Raw genomic sequence first — 20,959 nt, 5'->3', positions numbered from 1 at the left:
AATAGTGTTCGCAAAAATAAGGTGAAGTGATTAAGTTTTGTTTAATTTGCTTCTAAAATTAAGAGTTCTTACCTAAAACATAAATAATATACCTTGAAAACACCACATGTTCTACATATCTCCTTAGGAAGCAATATAGGAAATAGACTCGATTTTTTGCAAAAAGCGGTTTATAGTGTATATGAAAAAATAGGAGATGTGTCAAAAATTTCTGGAGTATATCAAACTCCGGCTTGGGGGTTTAATAGTGATGACTTTTATAATATATGTATAGAAGTTCGTACATTTCTTTCGGGAGAAAAAGTATTGGAGATACTTCTTGAGATTGAGGATTTTTTAGGAAGAAATAGAACGGGGGATGTAGGGTATGAAGCAAGAACGATCGATTTAGATATTATTTTTTCTTCTGAAGGTGTTTTAGAAACAAAGGAATTAACGGTTCCGCATCCAGCCATGCAAGATAGGAAGTTTGTTTTAGAACCGTTGGCAGAGATTGATGCAGCCCATATGCACCCTAAACTAAAACAAACGGTGTCGCAGTTGTTACAAAATACCTCTGATATTTCTGTTATTACCAGACTGGATGTAATGGTGCGTAATCCAAAAGAAAATTACAATTTGTCAAGGTTTCAGTACCTAACTATAGAAGGAAATATTGGAGCGGGAAAAACAAGTTTGACACATATGATTGCAAAAGAGTTTAATGCCAAACTTATTTTAGAGCGTTTTGCTGATAATCCTTTCTTGCCAAAGTTTTATGAAGATATGGAGCGGTACGCATTTCCGTTAGAAATGTCGTTTTTGGCAGATCGCTATCAATGTTTGCAAGATGAAATTGCACAATTCGATTTGTTTAAAGATTTTGTAGTTAGTGATTATGATGTTTATAAATCAATGATTTTTGCAAAAATCACCCTTTCTACCGACGAGTTTAGATTGTATAAAAAAGTATTTGACCTAATGTATCGCACTATTATTAAGCCAAAGAAATATGTGTATTTGTATCAAAATACAGAACGTCTTAAAGAAAATATAAAGAAAAGAGGGCGTGAGTATGAACAAAATATTCCTGTTACTTACCTCGAATCTATTAATAAGGGCTATTTACAGTTTATTAAATCATTACCAGAAAATACTACAAAGATTATTGATCTTTCTGATATCGATTTTATAGAGCATCGCTCTGATTATATCTTTATTCTAAAAGAGATTTTAAAAATATAATATAGACGGTTCTACATCATTCAAATTTTATTAAACAGGTCCCAAATCACTACCCCCGCACTTACAGAAATATTTAAAGAATGTTTGCTTCCGTATTGAGGAATTTCTAATGTTATGTCACTATTCGAAACTACTTCTTGTTGTACACCTTTCACTTCGTTTCCGAATATAATGGCATAGGTTTGATCTCTTTCTGGAGAAAAATCATTAAGCATTACTGCATTTTCTGCTTGTTCTATAGAAAGAATTTTTACATTTTTTGATTTTAATGAATGGATGAGTGATAAGGTGTTTTCCTGATATTCCCAATCAACAGTATCGGTTGCTCCTAAGGCAGTTTTTTGTATGTCTTTATGAGGAGGTGTAGCAGTGATACCACAGAGGTAAATTTTCTTAATTAAAAAAGCATCAGCGGTTCTAAATACTGATCCAATATTGTTTAAACTTCTAATATTATCTAGGATGATAATGAGTGGTGTTTTTTTAGAAGCTTTAAATTCTTCGATGCTTTTACGGTCAAGCTCACTGTTCTTAAGTTTCCTATTCTTTTCCATTGCTGCAAAAGTAGCATTTTTTAGAAATTTTAAACTTTGTTATTTTAATATTACAAGCAAGTTACACTACATAAAAAAATGATTGTGAATAAAAATGAATAACTACCGAAACTGATATTTCAATAACGGAAAGAGAATAATTACTTTAGCAGGATTGATAAAAGTATAGATCATTGGCAGCAAAAAAAGGTAAAAAGGTAACTCCTTTAATGAAACAGTATAATGCGATTAAGGCAAAATATCCTGATGCATTACTATTATTTAGAGTGGGGGATTTTTATGAAACATTTGGAACCGATGCCATTAGAGCAGCGGCTATATTAAACATTGTTTTAACCAAACGAGGAAATGGTAGTGAACAAGAAACCGCTTTGGCAGGTTTTCCACATCATTCACTTAATACATATTTACCTAAATTGGTAAAAGCAGGAGAACGTGTCGCTATATGTGATCAACTAGAAGACCCTAAGCAAACTAAAACTATTGTAAAGCGAGGAGTTACAGAGTTAGTAACCCCGGGAGTAGCTCTTAATGATGAGGTACTGCAGAGTAAAACCAATAACTTTTTGTGTGCGGTGCATTATGGTAAGAAAGAATTAGGAATTGCTTTTTTAGATGTTTCTACCGGTGAGTTTTTAACTGCTCAGGGTGATGTAGATCATATGGATAAGCTAATGCAAAACTTTAATCCAAGTGAAGTTTTAATTTCAAAACCCAAAAAGAAAAATTTTCAAGAAAACTTTGGAAATGATTTTCATACATTCTTTTTAGAAGATTGGGTGTTTAAAACTGATTATACACAAGAAACCCTTAATGAACATTTTGGTACTAAAACACTCAAAGGATTTGGAGTAGATCATTTGGCAGAAGGTGTTATTGCTGCTGGTGTTATTCTTCATTACCTAGGAGAAACGCAACATAGCAAATTACAACATATTACTGCGATACAGCGTATAGCTGAAGATCAATATATATGGATGGACCGTTTTACTATCCGTAATCTTGAGCTTTATCACTCTACTGCGGCAAATGCAGTTACTCTTTTGGATATTATAGATAAAACGATTTCGCCTATGGGCGGGCGTACTCTAAAACGATGGTTAGCATTACCGCTTAAGAATATTGCAGCCATAGAAAAAAGACATGAGGTGGTGCAGTATTTTCTTAACGAATCTGCATTTCATCAAAAAATACAATACCAAATTAAACAAATTGGTGATATAGAACGATTGATATCCAAAGTGGCTACAGGAAAGGTATGCCCGAGAGAAGTAATACAGCTTAAAAATTCTTTAGAGGCTATTGTGCCTATAAAAGCACAAGCTTCTAATAGTGGTAATGAAGCATTAAAAATTATAGGAGATACCCTTAATGATTGTGAATTACTTCGGGCCAAGATCAAAGAAACACTTAATGAAGAAGCTCCTGTTAATATCTTAAAGGGCAATACTATAGCAGATGGTTATCTGGATGAGTTGGATGAACTAAGGACCATTGCATTTTCTGGAAAAGATTATCTGGATAAAATGCTCGAACGAGAAACAGAAGCTACAGGTATTACTTCCTTGAAAATTGCTTCTAATAATGTTTTTGGGTATTATATTGAAGTTAGAAATACACATAAAGATAAAGTTCCTGATACCTGGATACGTAAACAAACATTAGTAAGTGCCGAACGCTATATTACAGAAGAGTTAAAAGAGTATGAAGCTAAAATTCTGGGAGCAGAAGAAAAAATATTGGCATTAGAACAGCAGCTATTTGCAGATCTGGTACTTTGGATGAATGAATATATCAAACCAGTACAGTTAAATGCAATATTGATCGGTCAATTAGATTGTTTGTGCTCTTTTAGTCAATTGGCAACAGAAAATGAATATGTAAGACCTCTTATAGATGAATCACATGACTTAGAAATAAAGAATGGTCGACATCCTGTTATCGAAAAACAATTGCCGATAGGAGAATCCTATATTGCAAATGATGTATTGCTAAATAGAGACCAGCAACAGATGATCATGATTACAGGGCCAAATATGAGTGGTAAATCGGCAATATTAAGACAAACAGCACTTATTGTCCTGCTAGCACAGATGGGGTGTTTTGTTCCTGCAGAAGAGGCAAAAATAGGAGTGGTAGATAAAATATTTACCAGAGTAGGAGCCAGTGATAATATCTCGATGGGCGAATCTACTTTTATGGTAGAAATGAATGAAACAGCTAGTATACTTAATAATATCTCTGATCGAAGTCTTGTGTTGCTGGATGAGATAGGTCGTGGAACCAGTACTTATGATGGGATTTCTATTGCATGGGCCATTAGTGAGTTTTTACATGAGCATCCGGCAAGGCCCAAAACGCTGTTTGCAACGCATTATCATGAGTTAAATGAAATGTGCGAAACGTTTACCCGTATAAAGAACTACAACGTTTCTGTAAAAGAATTAAAGGATACGGTGCTATTCTTACGTAAATTGGTTCCTGGGGGTAGCGAACATAGTTTTGGAATTCATGTAGCCAAAATGGCTGGGATGCCGCAACAAGTGCTTCATAGAGCAAATAAAATGCTTAAAAAACTGGAAAAGTCTCATAGTAGCGAAGAACTTACCGATAAGATTAATGGAGTGCAAGATGATGATGAATTACAGTTAAGCTTCTTTAATCTGGATGATCCTTTACTAGAAGATATTAAAGAGGAGATTTTGGATATTGATATCGATACATTAACCCCTGTAGAGGCATTAATGAAACTGAATGAAATCAAACGAATGCTAACAGGAAAAAAAGCTTCTCAGGCTTGAATTAAATGATTTTCGATGATGCTGGCTAACCTCTTAGGGATTTGAAAAGAAGGATGGATTAAAATGTAAATTTTTAATCATTGAAATACTGAGAGTTATCATAAATTTCAATTCTTTTTGTAAAAAAGGTTTTGGTATTTATAGAATTGTATTAAATTTGCATCCGCAATCAGGTATTGCACGAGTTCATAACATATTGCGAAAGTAGCTCAGGGGTAGAGCATCACCTTGCCAAGGTGAGGGTCGCGGGTTCAAATCCCGTCTTTCGCTCTGAGATACTATACCAAGCTGAAGTGGTGGAATTGGTAGACACGTTGGACTTAAAATCCAATGTCCATTAGGACGTACGGGTTCAAGTCCCGTCTTCAGTACAAACGAAACCCCTTGATTTATCAAGGGGTTTTTTGATTTTTAATTGTAAAAGGGAATACTTTAAACTAATCAAAAAAATAATGACAAATTGTTTTCAATATCTGCTTTTCTATTCTTTTATGTCCATACTGTTTGTTTCTTGTGATTCAAACGAAGATGAGCAGGTAGAAACAGATCTTCCTGAGCCAAAACTTATAGACAACTATTATTTCAAAGGAGATCTTGATGGAGATGCTTTGGATATGGAAATTAAATTCTACGATATATCTTCAGAAGATAATCAAAATCTTCTGTCATTAGATTTTGGAGGGAGTCAAACTAGCGACATTGAGGTTCTTGGAGAACCGGGGACTGGTTTTTGTTATGGAAATTATGCTTGTGGTTTGGTGCAATATGATGGTATTCTGTATGATGAAACGCTTGATACGGCAAAATTGTATTTTTGGGATCTTCCGGTAGGAGAGTGTGCACTTGAAAATGAACTTGCGGTTATGAAGGAGTTTTTAGAAAACAAAACACCGGCGTATCGAGTATTTGGAAATGGAACTAAAAGTTCTTTTTCTTTTGAGTTTTTCCCAAAAGAAACTTCAGAAAATCAAGAGTGTTATTATTCTTCCAGGTTTGGTGATAATACAGATGCAACGATTACCATTTCATCTGTAGAAGAAGTAGATAAAGGAGTTTATATTGTAGAAGGAAGGTTTAGTTGTAAACTATATAAGTTAAATGATAGTGCTGTATTTAAACAATTAGAAGGAGGACAGTTTAGGGTTAAAATATCTAATAACTTGAAGGAGTAAAACTTAATCTAGACTTAATAATTAGAAGTTTTATCATGAAAATTTCATGATAGTCTATAACATTTCTTTGCCTTTCTAAATACTTGAAATCGTATTGATAAATAAAACCCAACCATATACAATGGTTGGGTTGTTTTTTTGAGATAATAGTGGAGGAGTTTTAAAAGTTTACTTATTAAAAGATCTTATAAAACAAGAAGGTTTGATCCCCATTTGTTTATGGAAAGCATTTGAGAATGTTTCTGCACTGCCATATCCCATTTCATTTGCAATAGCTTTTATGGTGTATTTTCTAAACTTAGAATTCTCTCTTATTTTTGTGATAGCATAAGTTATACGCAATTCATTTATATAAGAAGAAAAAGTTTTGTTTTTAGAGTATTTTATTACCTGAGACAAATATTTGACGTTAGTTTTTATGTGATCGGCCAAAGAATGTGCGCTTAACCCTGGTGTGAGATATTGTTTTTGATTTTCAAACTCCTCTAATTTTTTAATGATATAGGCGATGTGTTTTTCGGGGACATTTATAACGTTGTTAGGTGTCGTGGTTTTTTGGATATGTTGATTTTCGATAATCTTAGCATTGCTTCGTTCTTCGATTAGTTTCTTAAGATGGGTATGATAACATTTCGCTTTTCTATACTGATAAAGAAATGAAAATACAAAACAAATGCATAGAGCCAATATGATGAGTGTATAAATAGAGGTATTTTTGTTTACAGAAGCAGTTAGCTCATTTTGTTTTTTTAATAAAAGCGTTATCATACGCTCTTTTTGGGTAATATCATTGATCAAATTGGCTTTTGATCTATTCTGTATGTTTTCATTAGTATAATATGTTGTGCTTTTTTCTTTTTCAAAATTTGATAGAGTTGTTTCATGTTCTTTTAATGCTGTTTTTTGTTGTAGAAGCAAAGATGTGTTCTCTGTAAAAGATATTGATTCTAAGGGAAATACAAATGTCGGTAATAGGATTAATACCATTAAAATACGTGTTATAATACGATGGGAGTTCCTTATTTTCATAAGTATATGTTTTTTTGATTGATCGATGAATGAATGTTGATGTAATTGTGATGAATTTTTTGCTAAGAGATTAGATGAATATAAAAGATCCTATGATCATCCAGGTGCCAATTATAAATCCTAAGATGCCTAATTTGCCCTGTTTGGGAGCTAACTTTTTTCTGATATGGCTAGCTTGTTCTTGAGCAGTTTCATGATTTGATAAAAAAAAATTATTGATGAGTCCGAAACCAAGCATAAAGCCTAATAGTGTTTCAATGCTGTTGCCTACAAAAAGAGTGATCCACCAAATAGGTTCTGTGGTGAGTATTTCTATGTTTAGAATAGCACAGGTAACCCCCCAAATCCCCCAAAGACAAAAAGCGAGTCCAATCCAACCTTGGTTTGGTTCGATTTTTTCTAAAAGTTCATTGGCATTTGGTTGCTTAGAAATTAGTAGAGATGGTATTGCAATAATACTTAGTAAAATTAATGTAATTCCCCAGGCCATAGTTCTTAGGTTTTAATGATTTGACAACTTTTGTAATAAGTTGACCTTATTGTAGGTAAGTAATATTGCTACAATAACATTACAAGAATAGCGGATATTCATTCATAGAAAAACACTTATTTCAGTGAAAAAGGACTCACTGAAAACAGGGGGTAAGCAGTGTTTTTAAGAAATGGTTTTATAGTGTTTGAACAAGAAAAGTGTTCAAGCAGGAAAAGGAGAGTATATTAACTAGGGGTAGGTGTTGATATATAAGATTGGTTGAGGTTTTTTAAGGTTCTATATATTTCATTTTTAATGCATATTTTGTTAACCCAGCCAGATTTCTTACGTTAAGTTTTGCTATGAGATTTTTTCTGTAACTTTCTATAGTATGTTTGCTTAATGATAATTTATCGGCAATTTCTTGAGTAGTAAATTCATGCGCAATGAGCGTAATTACTTCAATTTCTCGTTGTGTTAACTTGATACTTTCGTCTTTCTTTTTAGAAAATTTGTTTTGCATATAGGAGTCCATTATTTCTCTTGAGAAATATTTGTTACCCTCTAATATGGTTTGTATAGCCCTAAAAAGTTCTTCCTTTTCGGCATTTTTAGGGATATAACCATCGACATTATCTGATATAAGCGTGTCTATTGTGTCTGGGTTGTTATGCATGCTTACCATCAGGGTCTTTATACGATTGCTATGTTGTTTTACAATTTTATTCAAGGTTATTCCATCCATCTCGGGCATAGAAATATCAGAAATGATAAGGTCAATTTTTTCATTAGGGTTAATTTCTATGTATTTAGAAACCTGCACTCCGTTTTTGGCAGTAAACAAAATAGAGTACTCTTTTTTAGAGGTAAGAAGACTTATTAATCCATCTAAAAACATTTTATGATCGTCGACAATTATTATGTTATATTTCATTTGACGTGGTTACTAGATTTGGAATTTCAATATTAATAATAGTACCTCTTTTTAACATAGAGTCAATATGAAGTGTGCCAGAAATTTTATTAAGCCTGCTTTTTATATTTTTAAACCCTATTCCGTTTATGTTTTTTTCTACTGAGAATCCAATTCCATTGTCTTCAAACAAAATATTTAAAATATTATCGACCAAATTAAGTTGCAACTCTATACACGAGGCTTTGGCATGTTTGATAGTATTTGTAATCAATTCCTGAATAATTTTAAAAACCTCAATTTGTAATTGCTCATTTAAGTCATCGATTTTTGTCCTGGGGTGAGCAATAAATGAAGATGAAAAGTTACGAGCGTTTCCTATATTACTACAATACTCTTCTAATACATCACAAAAATTATTTTCACTAAATTTTTTTGGAATCAAATTATGAGATAACTCTCTTACCTTTTCATAGGTATCATCTATTTGTTCGTTTATAGATAAAAAATGGATGTTCTCCTCTTTATTTTCCTTATTGTTTAGTTGAAGTTTGATTGCGGCAAGATTTCCGCCAATACTATCGTGTAGTTCCTGGGCAATTCTCTTTCGCTCATTATCCTGGCCTTTTATAGAAGCTTTTATAAGTTTTAATTCCTGTTCCTTTAATAAGGATGAAATTTTTTGTTCATTAATTTCCTCTTGCTTTTTATTTAATTCGCTTTGAGCCTGAAGTTTTTGGTAATAAAGAAAGAGCAACCCTATTAAAGGGATTAAAATGATTCCAAAAGCATAGGCAATGATTTTTTTTTGAGATTGCTGTTGTTGCAATTCTAAAGTTTTAAGCTCCTGATCTTTTTTAAGAACTGTTATTTCTTTTTCCTTTTTTAAGGTTTCATACTCTACTTCTAATTTAGAAATCTCGTTGTCTTTTTGCATACGGTTAATAGAGTCTTGTATCAAATTCTTTTTCTCGGTATAGGTAAGTGCCTTTTCGAATTTTTTTTCTTCAAGAGCGATATCTTTGAGTTGTTGGTATACATAGGTCTGTTGCATAAGATATCCTGATTTTTTTGCAATAGACAGTACTTCAAAATAGTTTTCTTTCGCTTTGGAAAAGTCTTTCTTATTCTTAAAAACCTCACCAATATTAATCATATTGTTAAGGGTAATTAGCGGGTAGTTATATTCTTTAGAGATCTTGATCGATTTGTTAAAGTACGTTAGTGCTTCATCATCTTTGTGTTTTTCAAGATAAATATTACCAATGTTAAGTAATGCAATAGCAATACTTCTTTGATTGTTATTTTTTTTAGAAAAATCTAATTCTTTTTTTTGGAAGAAAAGGGATTGATCATAATTCTTTAAATCCAAATAGCAGATTGCAATAGACGCATAATAATTTGGATATTCTTTATACTTGAGAGCAGATTTTAGGAGTTCAATGGCTTTTTTTGGATTTCCCATCTTACGTTCTATAAGTGCTAGATTGGATATGTGTTGACCCATATAAATACTATCATCGATTTTTTCTGAGGTTTTTATCCCTTCTAAAGCCCATTTTTTGCTGTCTTTAAGCAAATTTTTATCTCTTGAAGCATGAGAAAGTGCCATATATAAAGAAGATAAAAATCGTAGCGAGATAGAATCTTGTTTATTGCCTATTAATGCAATGGCATTTTTTGCATAATATATTGCAGAGTCGGTTGCGTATTTATAATAGTGATAATTAGACAAAATTCTATTTGCATGAACCTTATGATGAAATATCTGAGTTCTTTTTAAAATGTCATGACCTATATTAAAGGATTTTTCTCTATCCGCTTCTTTTTTTACATAGGTTTCTGCTGTTTCAAGTAATAAACTATCATTAACAGCAATTTTTGAAGTGGTATTGATTTCTTGCTGAGCATTTGTAACATAACAAACCATCAACAAAATGAATAGAATGCTAAACAGCAACGAGGTTGATTTATTAGGTTGAGACATTTTTTGAAGGCTTATTAGATAGGTAAAAGTAACAAAAAATGTGGTTTTTGTTTAATTCACAATAATTTAATATTTAGATGACCCGATGACTTATAAATGTTGAACTAATACCAATTGGACACATTTATGTTTTGTGTGACAGCTAACAATTTTTAGAAGATACGACCGCCATACTTTTCTATTGCATATGGATTAGAGTGTTTGTTTCGAAAATGCGTGCTATTTTTTTGACCAATTTACCATGTGATAAAAGGTCTAAAAGCGATAATGATACTTTATAAATGTTGTCCTATGGTTAGTGAATTTCTCTTATTTTAAAATCTCGAAGTTCGAATTTTTTACCACATTCGCATTGTCCGTAATAAATGGTAGAAGAAACCATTTTTGTTAGTACCAATTCATTACCACAACTACATGTGGTAAAGGCGTTAGTATGCATATAGGTTATAGGTCTTGTGTTGTTGGTTAACTTCATTTTTTTGGGGTTTTAAGATTTTGAACTACGCTAAAAAACTAACATAATCACGTAGTTAAGATACCTTAATTTTTTAAAATCTACTAACCGTTAATCGAGTTTAACATAAAAAACAACTGTGTATTGAAGTTACAATTAATTCAATATAGTGTAAATAATAAATAACTTAAGGTGTTATAAGATAGTAGGTTAAATGTATAAATGTCCTATTTTTTTATGCCTTTTAACAAATCATGAGGAGATACGTTTGTAATTATACTTGTAAAATCTAAGTATTTTTTTGATAGGAGTAATGTTGTTGATTAATTTTTATTAGCCATTTTTTTTGTCCCAAAGTAAATAGCAATACCCCCTGTAAAGAACATTAGAAGACTGTAGACAGCAGGTGCTACAGCAAACGAAGTGTTTTCGAGTAAAACAACGGCAATAGTAATCGCTAATGTCCCATTTTGAATACCCGATTCTATAGCTATTGAAATAGCCTGTTTGTTTTGGAGGCTTAATAATTTGGAAGAAAAGTACCCAACAGTCATGGTAATCACATTTAGGCATAAGGCAACTACACCTGCTTGTTGAAAATACGAAGCAAAATTATCCTTTTCTTTTATGGCAATACCGACAATGACAAGTATGATGACTATCCCTGAAGCTTTTCTAACAGGCTTAGCCATTTTTAAAGCAAAGTTTTCCTTGTATTTTCTAATTAGCATTCCAATGCTTACTGGAATTACCGTAATTATTAAAATCTGAGCAATTGTTTTAAAAATATCCAACTGTATCATTTGACCTTCTTCTATAAAATGCTCTAGTGCAAAATTAATGATAAATGGTATTGTTAATATGGTGATAAAACTACTTAAGGCGGTTAAACTAACAGATAAGGCAATATCACCTTTTGCCAAATGTGATATTAAATTTGAAGTAGGCCCCCCTGGACATGCAGCAAGAATCATAATTCCGATGGCAATCTCTGGTGATATTGGAAACAAGTTTGCTATAGCAAAACCTAGTAATGGTAAAATTATAATTTGATTGATCAGGCCTAAAACAATCGCTTTGGGATGTAAGAATATTCTTTTAAAATCATCTGTTACTAATGATAACCCCATGCCTAACATGATGATTATAAGGGATAAGGCTAAAATTGTAGTCGAAATAGTATCCATGTATTTGTGTAAAGATTAAATAAGCAATATAAAAAAATCTTATGGTCTATAATATAAAGTATCTCGGTTGTTTTGAAACTAATTCTAAATAGATAAGATCAGAAAAACGATTAAACATGTCTTTTATCTATGATTGCTTTCTTTTATGTTTTGTTTTTTAAGGGAATAGAAAAAATGAGAAGTAGTTTTAATACATGATAATCGTTGATAATAATATTTAGAAGAAATGTAATGGAAAAGGATATAGATATTTCTGAAATAAAGCTAATCATACGTAATCTGATTGCTTTTATCGTAGTCGAAGGTAAGCAGTATGTTAGTGAAGCAAAAAAGAAAGAATATGTATATGCTTATCTACAGCTTCTTATAAAAACTATTCATTTGGTCGAAGAAGAAAAATTATCAATAATTGAAGATATAGCAGAGGATATTTCAACTTTTATAGAATGAAATTTTATGATTATAATATTGAAGGATAAATGATCTCATAAGTTGATATGTGTTCTAGATGTTATTGAAATGGAATAAACTTATGAGAACTGATATAACTTTTATATCTTATGCCTGCTAATTTCTAAAAATTCGAGGCGTAGTGAACGAACAAGATTATATCGAACGGCTAAAGAAAGAAAATAAAATACTTCAGGATAAGCTGGATAAAATAAATAAAGGAAAACAGAAGAAAAGAAAATTTAAATGGTGGCTCTTAAAAAAAACCAGTACTCCAATTTTTGGGAACCGTCTAAAAAATAGTATTAGCAATGCGATTACCGAGTTTAAAGAGTATAAAACAGTATCAGTAGATACCGTTTCAGATGTTTCTTCTAGTGTTATTTGGAGGGTTACGAGAATAGGTCTGTTTGCTTTTTTCTTTGCTATAGTTCCTTCTTTAATTTTAATTTTTCAGACAAAATTATTAATAAATCAAAATAAAAGTATTAAACGTCAGAATAGCCTTATCGAAGCAGATCGTAGGTCTTCTTTGGTGTTTGTTATGAGTGATGTTCTTAAAGATTTAAATGAAGAATTAAAATATAAAGGAACTAGTAGTAGAAATATAAGTAGGACATTAGAAGCTAGAGTTATTAGTTTGTGTATGGCGATGAAACCCTATCATTATGTAGATAATGGGGTTTTGGTAGAAAAACCAATAAGCCCAGAGCGAGGACAGTTGTTGTATACAATTCTTAAAAGTGATTTGGGATTAGAGTCCTCTCAGGATATCCTTAACTCTGCTGCGTTTTCATACACTGATTTAAGAAAAGCAAACTTAGGAAGAGGAGTGAATCTCAAATATGCACAATTGGATCATTCTAATCTTACTGAAGTCGATATGCCCGCGGCTAACTTAGAACGAAGCGAGCTTAAATATGCAGAAATGTTTAAAATTAACTTGTCTGATTCTAATTTAAAGCGAGCTAGGTTGAATCATGCCAACTTGGAACAGGCAGAGTTGTTAAGTGTGGATTTGACCAATGCCAATTTGTACGGGGCAAACCTTACAAAGGCAGATCTTTCTGAAGCAATTCTTTGGGGTACCAAATTAGAGAATGCTAATCTTACCGATGTAGTGTTAGATAATGCTATTGTTGATCGACAAGACTGGATCGATTATATTTCGGATTCTCTGGATCTTGAAGGTGCATCTGATGTAGAAAAAAAATATAGAATTAAAAAACAAGGTAAACAACAATTTGTCTTGATAAGAAGAAAATAAATTCTGATAAATAACTATCTAGATAAAGGGAATATTTTTAAGTAGTATAAGCCCTTATCTTCTGGTTATGTCTAGGGTTCTATTTCTACAATCATTCGAAAAAATGGCTTTTTGTAAATTTTAAATTGTTGTATGTTGGTTTGCTGAAGTGTACTTTGTAATTCACTAATCGAAAAAGACCGTTGGATCGCAAGTAAACCATCTTCTTTAGCCATTTTAGATATAGGAATAAAATATCTGATCATTTTAAATGTATAGTAAGCGATCTTACTTCTGTATAACTCGCTAAAAATAATTTGCTTGACCTTTTGTTTTTTTAGTTGTTTTAAAAACTGAATGAGGCTTTTGTTGTCAAAATGATATATAAAATGACTACAGATTAAAAGATCACAATTTGGAATACTAAAATCCTTATGCAGAATATCAGCTACCATAAAACGAATCTGGTTAGAAGTGAAATTTTGTTTATTCGCATAAGAAATACTTTCTGGATTACCATCTATGCCTATAAAAGAAGCGTTAATATCATGTTGCTTTAACTTTTTTGAAATAAAATAAATGCAATCACCGCCCCCACAACCTAAATCTACAATATGATACTTGTTTTTAGAAGTGTTTTTTTTGCAATAAACTAATACAGCTTTTGATAATTGTCGATGATTTCCAAAAAATGAATTGATCCATTTTAGGCTTGATAGCGTTTTGTGCAATGTTTTTCCTGATAAAGTTAGGTCGTCGAGTTGTTCAGGAGTTAATGCCCTTTTACCGAAATTCATAAAGTAAGAATTAGTAAATAATTGATGATATATAGTCTTTAGAATAGTAATAACTTTACAAAAAGAAATTGCATATGAATATAAGTGAAATTATTAGAAATAGGAGATCTATTTTTCCTCCACAATATAATGAGCACCCTGTTTCAGAAGAATTTATTAAAAAACTCTTAGAAAATGCCAATTGGGCTCCTACACATCGATTAACGCAACCCTGGAGGTTTAAAGTAGTTCTTGGTGAGGCAAAGGATAGATTGGGAGTTTTTTTGTCAGATACGTATACTGATATTACCTCTAACGAGAGTTTTTCTCCGTTTAAGCATAAAAAAATAATAAACAATTGTAAATCATCTAGTGCTATTATTGTGATATGCATGCAACGTGATTTAAAAGGACGTGTTCCTGAGTGGGAAGAAGTAGCTGCCACAGCCATGGCGGTGCAAAATATGTGGTTAACATGTGCAGCTAATAATGTGGGATGTTATTGGAGCACTCCAAATTTAATAGAGTATGTTGGTGATTTCTTTGATTTTGAAGAAGGTGAACAATGCTTAGGGTTATTTTATTTAGGGAACTATAATATTGAAGAAGAGAAAACCGACCCAAAAAGAGATGCTATAGAAGATAAAGTACAATGGTTGTCATAAAAAAAACCACCTACAGGGTAGGTGGTTTATATACGTATGTATACGTATTATATTTTTCAAATATTATTGTTGCTGAGTCATTGACTGAGCTAATTCTTGCATCTTCTTAGAGCTTGCAGTCATATATTCTGTCCATTTCTGAGCATCTTCACCAGTAAGTTTTCCAGAAATTTCCTGAGCTTGAGCAGCAAGTTCTTGTCCTTTTTGGCTAAGAGAAGCAAAAGCAGTCATATCTTTACTTTCTACAATTTTTGTATACTCAGCAATATATGCTTCATATTTTTGAACGTATTCAGTAATAGCTTTATCGCTAAAAGTAGGTATACCGTCTACAGCGCTTTCTACCTTTTCAGCAACTTCCTGAACAGTTTCTTGTGCTTTATCTGCAGTTTCTTCAACAACTTCTTGTGCTGCATCTGCAGCTTCCTGAGTTTTGTCAGCAGCTTGTTTACAAGAAATTACCGATAAAAACATTAGAGCCATGGCCCCTAAAACTAATTTTTTCATAATTTAATAGATATAGTTAATTTGGTTATTTAAACGTCAAATCTAGGGCTTTATTTCATTTTGATAAAATTAAAAAAAGGTTAATTAACGTTAAATTTTTATTTCCTAATCAATAAATTGATCTATTAGTTTTGAAAGTTTCCTGCGTTTTAATAGGTAAAGCTAAACTATTGTAATTCTTAACATATAAATATTGATCGTATCGAGACAAACAATTTTTAATTGAAAGATGAATTATAAACCACTTGTTTAAGATTCTAATAATACAATTGTATTTACTTGATTCTTTAGTGCTCTAACAATTTCTTCAATGTCTGTGAGGATTTGATAATCGGTAAATTTAAGTACTGTAATGCCTAAAGATGCAATAGAAAATTTTTTTGGAGCATCAAGGTTGTATATATCAGAGAACTCATGTGCATAGCTATCTATCTCAATAGCTGTTTTTGATTCTGGACAATAAAAATCGAACTTGTAGTTACTAATTGTTTTATTTCTAAGAAATTTAAATCCCTTTTCAATTAGTGTTTGGTGTAATTGGTCAATGGCATTAATAGAGTTGTCTAAAGAGTGTCTTATAACGTGCTCTGATGTTTTTTGAAACAACGGGATTGTAGAGGTGTGCATGTTGTAATGATTTAATAGTAATTTTTCCAAATTTATGGAAAAATTCCATACAAATAAAAGTTTTATAATGTTAAAATTGGAAATATTCCTAAATCTCGTATCTTTGTGTGGAAAGTTTACTAAAACCCTCGCTTTTTATGAGAAACAACTAAAATCTTTTTTTATGGACGATCTAACCAACCAAACTATAAAGCGTTTTAAACAAATACGTGAGGAAAACCATTTTACCCAAGCAGATTTTGCCAAGGTACTACAGATAAAGAACTCTACAGCGGATATCGAACGAGGAAAAACAAAAATTTCGGGAAAAGTGGTAGCTCGTTTACTACAAGAATTTAATGTCAACCCCTTATGGTTGTTTGGAGAAAGTAGCCAGAAGAAATTAAAAGTGTATTCTGGAGATGTTTCACCCAAAGTAGTAACTGTTGATTCTGAAAAAAATGAAAATATTGTTTTGGTAAATGTAAAAGCGGCAGCAGGCTACCCTCATAATGTTCAGGATTTGGATTGGTACCAGCAGTTACCAGCTTTTGACATTCCTTTGCCAGAGTATAGAAATGCAAGTTATCGAGGATTTCAGGTAGAAGGAGACAGCATGTTACCTTTACTAGAACCCAAAGAATGGGTAATAGGTAAGGCGGTAAACAATCTTTCTGAAATTGCGAATAATACAGTTTGCGTTGTTGTATTAGAAGATAGTGTAGTGGTTAAAAAAATAAGAAAGAGCGAAGATGCGTCTGTTATTACATTAATTTCTTTAAATACAGAGTACTTACCCTATACCATTTTATCTCATCAGATTGTAGAGCTTTGGGAGGTAAATAGTAAACTAAGTTTTAATATAGATGCTAATCCTGATACTGCAGGAATTAAACAATTGCAAGAAGCAATGGCTGCTCTTACTTCTGAGGTACGCAGTTTAAAAAATTAAAGAATATATCCTAGATCTTTTGCATGTCTTATCGCTTCATCTGGATTTTGAATTAGTAAAATAGGACAATGGTTAAAAGAATTGATTATTTTTTTAATGCGCTTTTCTTTTCCAGAATGATTTACATTTCGAATATAGATTGCTAAAATTCTATTGGGGTGTTCTATCGCAATTTTTGTATAGATGTCGATATCCTTTTCACCACTATCGCCTATCATAATATAATTGAGATCAGGATAAAGTTGTAAAAGGTTGATGATTTCTGATCGTTTGTGAGGTGTTTTAGGTTTGGGAGTTTTATCAAAGGGAGTTCTAAAATCACGAAGTAAAACTGGACCTTTTGGAAAATTGTTTTTCTTTAAAAATGCAGATAGATAATCGTATAAATTCCAAGGGCTATTACTTACGTAAAAGAAGGGGTTGATAGGATGATTGTTTGTGCCAAGTTGTAATTTTTGATATAGGTTTACGATTCCCTTTGTAGCGGCTCTTTTATCATAGTTTTTGAAAATTGTATTTGCAATTACCCTCCATTTAAAAAGCGAAGCAACACCGGTGTGTAAAATAGTATCGTCAATATCACTAATAATTCCAAAATCAGCAGTATGGGACGGGATGAGCATTTTGCTTTCAAATTGATTTTGTTCGCTTATTTGCGAGTCCAGATGCTTATTTTTAAAAGAAACACTATACGATATCCACCCATCTTTATCTCTATATTCAGAAAGTGAAGGTACTGCTAGTTGTACATGATAATATCCTTCGGGGTCAGTAACTGTTTCAATTACTTGATTGTTTGGTAATATTAGTTTTATAGGAGTATTTCTAATTTCATCACTTTCGAACTGTTTGTAGATGTTTCTAAGGGTTTTAAAAAAATGTTGATTGGTTTCAAAATTGATATTCTCGCCTTCTAAAGCCCGTCCAGTTGCACGAAAAACAGTATTAGTACCATGACCGAGATACGTATTGATTCGTAGCGACTTTTTCTTAAACATAAATAATAAATTAAGTTATAAAAATAAACAACCCCGCTTAAATAGCGGGGTGTTACAAATTATTTTATGACTTTTATTTTAAAAGCTCACTTTTGGCTGTTTGACTTAATTCTTTTGTTTTCTCATTGTCTTGATGAGCAATATCTCTAGTTTCAGTAATTTCTGTTTTATTGTTGGCTACAGCGGTTTCTGATGTATGCCCTCCTAAAATAGGTGCAATTACAAGCCCAATAAGGCAAGTTAATTTAATTAAGATATTCATAGATGGTCCAGAAGTATCTTTAAAAGGATCACCTACTGTATCCCCTGTAACGGCTGCTTTGTGTGCATCAGATCCTTTGTAAGTCATTTCTCCGTTAATTTCTACACCTGCTTCAAATGATTTTTTAGCGTTGTCCCATGCACCACCTGCGTTGTTTTGAAAGATGGCCCATAAAACACCACTCACAGTAACTCCAGCCATGTATCCTCCAAGCATTTCTGCAATAGCTAGTCTTTCCATTCCAAATAATAAGGGTACAAAAGCAATTATGATAGGAAATCCAATAGTTAATAAACCAGGTAACATCATTTCTTTTAAAGATGCTTTTGTTGATATAGCAACGCACTTGTCATATTCTGGTGTTCCTGTACCTTCCATGATTCCTGCAATCTCTCTAAATTGACGACGTACTTCTTGTACCATTTCCATAGCAGCTTTTCCTACAGCATTCATTGCCAAAGCAGAAAATACTACAGGCACCATACCCCCAACAAATAGCATGGCTAATACTGGTGCTTTAAAAATATTAATACCGTCAATTCCGGTAAAAGTTACATAAGCGGCAAACAAAGCTAATGATGTTAATGCTGCAGAAGCAATGGCAAACCCTTTTCCGGTAGCTGCCGTTGTGTTGCCTACAGAGTCTAAAATATCAGTACGTTCTCTAACTATAGGTTCTTGTTCACTCATTTCTGCGATTCCACCTGCATTATCAGATATTGGTCCAAAAGCATCGATTGCTAGTTGCATTGCAGTAGTAGCCATCATTGCTGATGCAGATAATGCTACTCCGTAAAAACCAGCAAAAGCGTAAGATGCCCAGATAGCTCCTGCAAATAATAGTACAGAAGGAAATGTAGAAATCATTCCTGTAGCCAAACCAGCAATAATATTGGTCCCTGCACCTGTACTTGATTGTTGTACAATTTTAAGAATAGGTGATTTACCTAATCCAGTATAATATTCAGTTACAGATGAAATAACCGCTCCTACTACCAAACCAACCAAGGTGGCATAGAACACTCTCATTGCAGATATTTGTATGTTTCCTTCTCCAAAGAATTCCATCGTCATTGTTTCTGGAAGCATCCATTTACATAATCCAAAACATGCAAGGGCTACTAATATAATCGAAGTCCAGTTACCTATGTTAAGTGCTCCCATTACCTGAGACTCCTTAGCATCATTATTTTTAATTTTAACAAGTATGGTACCTATTACCGAAATAATGATACCAACACCCGCAATGGCCATAGGTAATAAGATTGGCCCAATACCTCCAAAAGCGTCTGTTATAGATCCGCCCATATCTTTTATTACATAATTACCTAATACCATAGCTGCAAGTACAGTTGCTACATAAGAACCAAATAAATCAGCACCCATACCGGCTACATCTCCTACATTATCCCCAACATTATCTGCAATCGTAGCTGGATTACGAGGGTCATCTTCAGGAATGCCTGCTTCTACTTTACCTACAAGATCAGCACCAACATCTGCAGCTTTGGTATATATACCTCCACCAACACGAGCAAATAAAGCAATAGATTCTGCACCAAGTGAAAAACCTGCTAAGGTTTCTAGTACAATTGTCATTTGATCGGTAGAGACCCATTCACCTCCCATAAAGAAGTGGTAGAATATAATAAAGAAAGCGGTTAGTCCTAAAACTGCTAACCCTGCAACTCCAAGTCCCATTACAGTACCACCACCAAATGATATTTTAAGAGCGTTTGGTAGACTTGTACGCGCGGCTTGAGTCGTTCTTACGTTTGTTTTAGTAGCAATTTTCATTCCTATGTTTCCTGCAAAAGCAGAGAATACCGCTCCAAAAATAAAAGCGATTACAATTAACCAGTGTGTTGTGTCTACTACTATAGAGACTATAAATAACAAGACACTTACAATTAAAACAAATATGGCGAGTAATTTATATTCTGCTTTTAAGAAAGCTAAGGCACCTTCGTAAATATGATCTGAAATTTCTTTCATTTTACCATCGCCGGCATCTTGTTTCATCACCCAAGATTTTTTAATAAGCATGTAGATAAGCCCTAGTAATGCCAAAGCAATTGGCATATAAATCATATTTGATTCCATTAAGTATGTTTTTAGTTAATTAGTTGCTAAAAGTAATAAAATTCGTCTAAATAGGAAAAATGTAATGTTTTTGTTTTAAAAGTGGTAATATTTTTGTGTTTAGGGTTTAAAATCGACGATATTACTGTTATTGAGTAATTTTATTGTGTTTTTAGCATTGTTTGTGATTCGATTTTTTGTAAAACAAATTGATGTTATACATGAAGTGTAAAAATTATTTTGATAATCAGTACGTTATTCGAAAAAACAAAGTTAAAGAGAAGGTTGGTGTTAATTTAGAGGAATACGTTTGATTAGTTTGAAATTTAAGTTTTATTTATTGTTTTTTTTGGGTAATGATTTACCTAGTAAATTAATAAAAAGAATCTTTTTACTTTATTCTTTTTCTAAGAATCATATAAATGAAATAAATATTTGTTAAAGCAATAAAATAGTTCAACAGTACAACTGGCATCGAGTTGATTAACAATCCGTACGTTCCCAAAAGTAATGCTCCGATAAAGTTTATAATTCTAAGTTTTAATATTGAACTCATTGTAATACTAAGCGCAATAAAAAAGGAAGCTATATAACCAAGAGTTTCTATCCAATTTGTTTGATC

At 32.4% G+C, this 20,959-nt stretch carries 19 protein-coding genes and 2 tRNA genes; 9 read left to right on the top strand and 12 right to left on the bottom strand.

Translation table 11 applies throughout. From position 1 onward, the window contains the following. Positions 1-93: 93 nt before the first annotated feature. Positions 94-1,224 (top strand): 2-amino-4-hydroxy-6-hydroxymethyldihydropteridine diphosphokinase, encoded by a 1,131-nt coding sequence (gene folK, locus ABW636_RS01650; protein ID WP_367588208.1) that lies wholly within the window; start codon positions 94-96, stop codon positions 1,222-1,224. Positions 1,225-1,244: 20 nt separating this feature from the next. Here the strand turns inward: folK and ABW636_RS01645 are convergent, their stop codons facing one another. After that, a complete protein-coding gene (locus tag ABW636_RS01645) occupies positions 1,245-1,778 on the bottom strand; it encodes an RNA methyltransferase (RefSeq protein ID WP_367588207.1) in 534 nt (177 codons plus the stop codon). A gap of 209 nt (positions 1,779-1,987) precedes the next feature. Between ABW636_RS01645 and mutS the strand changes: the two genes are divergently transcribed. The 4 genes from mutS (at position 1,988) to ABW636_RS01625 (ending at position 5,751) form a co-directional block, all read left to right on the top strand. Continuing rightward, a complete protein-coding gene (gene mutS / locus ABW636_RS01640; RefSeq protein WP_367588286.1) occupies positions 1,988-4,579 on the top strand; it encodes a DNA mismatch repair protein MutS in 2,592 nt (863 codons plus the stop codon). 198 nt (positions 4,580-4,777) lie between these two features. Then, positions 4,778-4,849 (top strand) — tRNA-Gly (locus tag ABW636_RS01635). A 17-nt stretch (positions 4,850-4,866) separates the two neighbouring features. After that, positions 4,867-4,950, top strand: a tRNA-Leu gene (locus ABW636_RS01630). A gap of 120 nt (positions 4,951-5,070) precedes the next feature. Beyond that, positions 5,071-5,751, top strand: coding sequence for a hypothetical protein (locus ABW636_RS01625; protein WP_367588206.1), 681 nt, complete (start codon positions 5,071-5,073; stop codon positions 5,749-5,751). Between the two features lie 168 nt (positions 5,752-5,919). Here ABW636_RS01625 and ABW636_RS01620 read toward each other — a convergent pair whose 3' ends face one another. From ABW636_RS01620 to ABW636_RS01595, 6 genes are all read right to left on the bottom strand, one after another. Further along, on the bottom strand, positions 5,920-6,780 hold the full coding sequence (locus ABW636_RS01620; RefSeq protein WP_367588205.1) for a helix-turn-helix domain-containing protein: 861 nt from the start codon (positions 6,778-6,780) through the stop codon (positions 5,920-5,922). A gap of 70 nt (positions 6,781-6,850) precedes the next feature. After that, positions 6,851-7,270 carry a hypothetical protein gene (locus tag ABW636_RS01615; RefSeq protein WP_367588204.1) on the bottom strand — a complete coding sequence of 140 codons (420 nt, stop codon included), beginning with the start codon at positions 7,268-7,270 and terminating at the stop codon, positions 6,851-6,853. Between the two features lie 271 nt (positions 7,271-7,541). Beyond that, positions 7,542-8,186 carry a response regulator transcription factor gene (locus ABW636_RS01610; protein WP_367588203.1) on the bottom strand — a complete coding sequence of 215 codons (645 nt, stop codon included), beginning with the start codon at positions 8,184-8,186 and terminating at the stop codon, positions 7,542-7,544. Then, entirely contained in the window at positions 8,176-10,152 is a 1,977-nt protein-coding gene (locus ABW636_RS01605) for a tetratricopeptide repeat-containing sensor histidine kinase (protein WP_367588202.1), read from the bottom strand. The genes ABW636_RS01610 and ABW636_RS01605 overlap by 11 nt, the downstream gene beginning before the upstream one ends. A gap of 295 nt (positions 10,153-10,447) precedes the next feature. Next, a complete protein-coding gene (locus ABW636_RS01600) occupies positions 10,448-10,627 on the bottom strand; it encodes a hypothetical protein (protein WP_367588201.1) in 180 nt (59 codons plus the stop codon). Between the two features lie 302 nt (positions 10,628-10,929). Further along, the gene (locus ABW636_RS01595) at positions 10,930-11,793 is read right to left on the bottom strand and encodes a bile acid:sodium symporter family protein (RefSeq protein WP_367588200.1); all 864 of its coding nucleotides are present in this window, start codon (positions 11,791-11,793) and stop codon (positions 10,930-10,932) included. 231 nt (positions 11,794-12,024) lie between these two features. Here ABW636_RS01595 and ABW636_RS01590 point away from each other — a divergent pair, with 231 nt between their 5' ends. Both ABW636_RS01590 and ABW636_RS01585 read left to right on the top strand, forming a co-directional pair. Further along, positions 12,025-12,243, top strand: coding sequence for a hypothetical protein (locus ABW636_RS01590; protein ID WP_367588199.1), 219 nt, complete (start codon positions 12,025-12,027; stop codon positions 12,241-12,243). Positions 12,244-12,385: 142 nt separating this feature from the next. Further along, positions 12,386-13,510 (top strand): pentapeptide repeat-containing protein, encoded by a 1,125-nt coding sequence (locus tag ABW636_RS01585; RefSeq protein ID WP_367588198.1) that lies wholly within the window; start codon positions 12,386-12,388, stop codon positions 13,508-13,510. Between the two features lie 71 nt (positions 13,511-13,581). On the opposite strand, the gene ABW636_RS01580 is transcribed toward ABW636_RS01585, so the two are convergent. Further along, positions 13,582-14,286, bottom strand: coding sequence for a methyltransferase domain-containing protein (locus tag ABW636_RS01580; protein WP_367588197.1), 705 nt, complete (start codon positions 14,284-14,286; stop codon positions 13,582-13,584). A gap of 74 nt (positions 14,287-14,360) precedes the next feature. Here ABW636_RS01580 and ABW636_RS01575 point away from each other — a divergent pair, with 74 nt between their 5' ends. Continuing rightward, on the top strand, positions 14,361-14,930 hold the full coding sequence (locus ABW636_RS01575; protein WP_367588196.1) for a nitroreductase family protein: 570 nt from the start codon (positions 14,361-14,363) through the stop codon (positions 14,928-14,930). 63 nt (positions 14,931-14,993) lie between these two features. Here the strand turns inward: ABW636_RS01575 and ABW636_RS01570 are convergent, their stop codons facing one another. Both ABW636_RS01570 and ABW636_RS01565 read right to left on the bottom strand, forming a co-directional pair. Continuing rightward, positions 14,994-15,413: a hypothetical protein gene (locus tag ABW636_RS01570; RefSeq protein WP_367588195.1), complete on the bottom strand. Its 420-nt coding sequence runs from the start codon at positions 15,411-15,413 to the stop codon at positions 14,994-14,996. A gap of 273 nt (positions 15,414-15,686) precedes the next feature. Further along, positions 15,687-16,064 carry a DUF559 domain-containing protein gene (locus ABW636_RS01565; protein ID WP_367588194.1) on the bottom strand — a complete coding sequence of 126 codons (378 nt, stop codon included), beginning with the start codon at positions 16,062-16,064 and terminating at the stop codon, positions 15,687-15,689. Between the two features lie 163 nt (positions 16,065-16,227). Here ABW636_RS01565 and ABW636_RS01560 point away from each other — a divergent pair, with 163 nt between their 5' ends. After that, complete coding sequence (locus ABW636_RS01560; RefSeq protein WP_367588193.1) at positions 16,228-16,995, top strand: XRE family transcriptional regulator; 768 nt, start codon at positions 16,228-16,230, stop codon at positions 16,993-16,995. Here ABW636_RS01560 and ABW636_RS01555 read toward each other — a convergent pair. Together ABW636_RS01555 and ABW636_RS01550 are read right to left on the bottom strand one after the other, a co-directional pair. Beyond that, positions 16,992-17,993: an App1 family protein phosphatidate phosphatase gene (locus ABW636_RS01555; RefSeq protein WP_367588192.1), complete on the bottom strand. Its 1,002-nt coding sequence runs from the start codon at positions 17,991-17,993 to the stop codon at positions 16,992-16,994. The two genes, ABW636_RS01560 and ABW636_RS01555, sit on opposite strands and share 4 nt — an antisense overlap. Before the next feature lie 73 nt (positions 17,994-18,066). After that, a complete protein-coding gene (locus ABW636_RS01550; protein WP_367588191.1) occupies positions 18,067-20,358 on the bottom strand; it encodes a sodium-translocating pyrophosphatase in 2,292 nt (763 codons plus the stop codon). Between the last annotated feature and the right edge of the window lie 601 nt (positions 20,359-20,959).

This window comes from Aquimarina discodermiae, assembly GCF_040786235.1.
Classification (GTDB): domain Bacteria; phylum Bacteroidota; class Bacteroidia; order Flavobacteriales; family Flavobacteriaceae; genus Aquimarina.
This window is presented reverse-complemented; position numbering and strand designations above follow the sequence as displayed.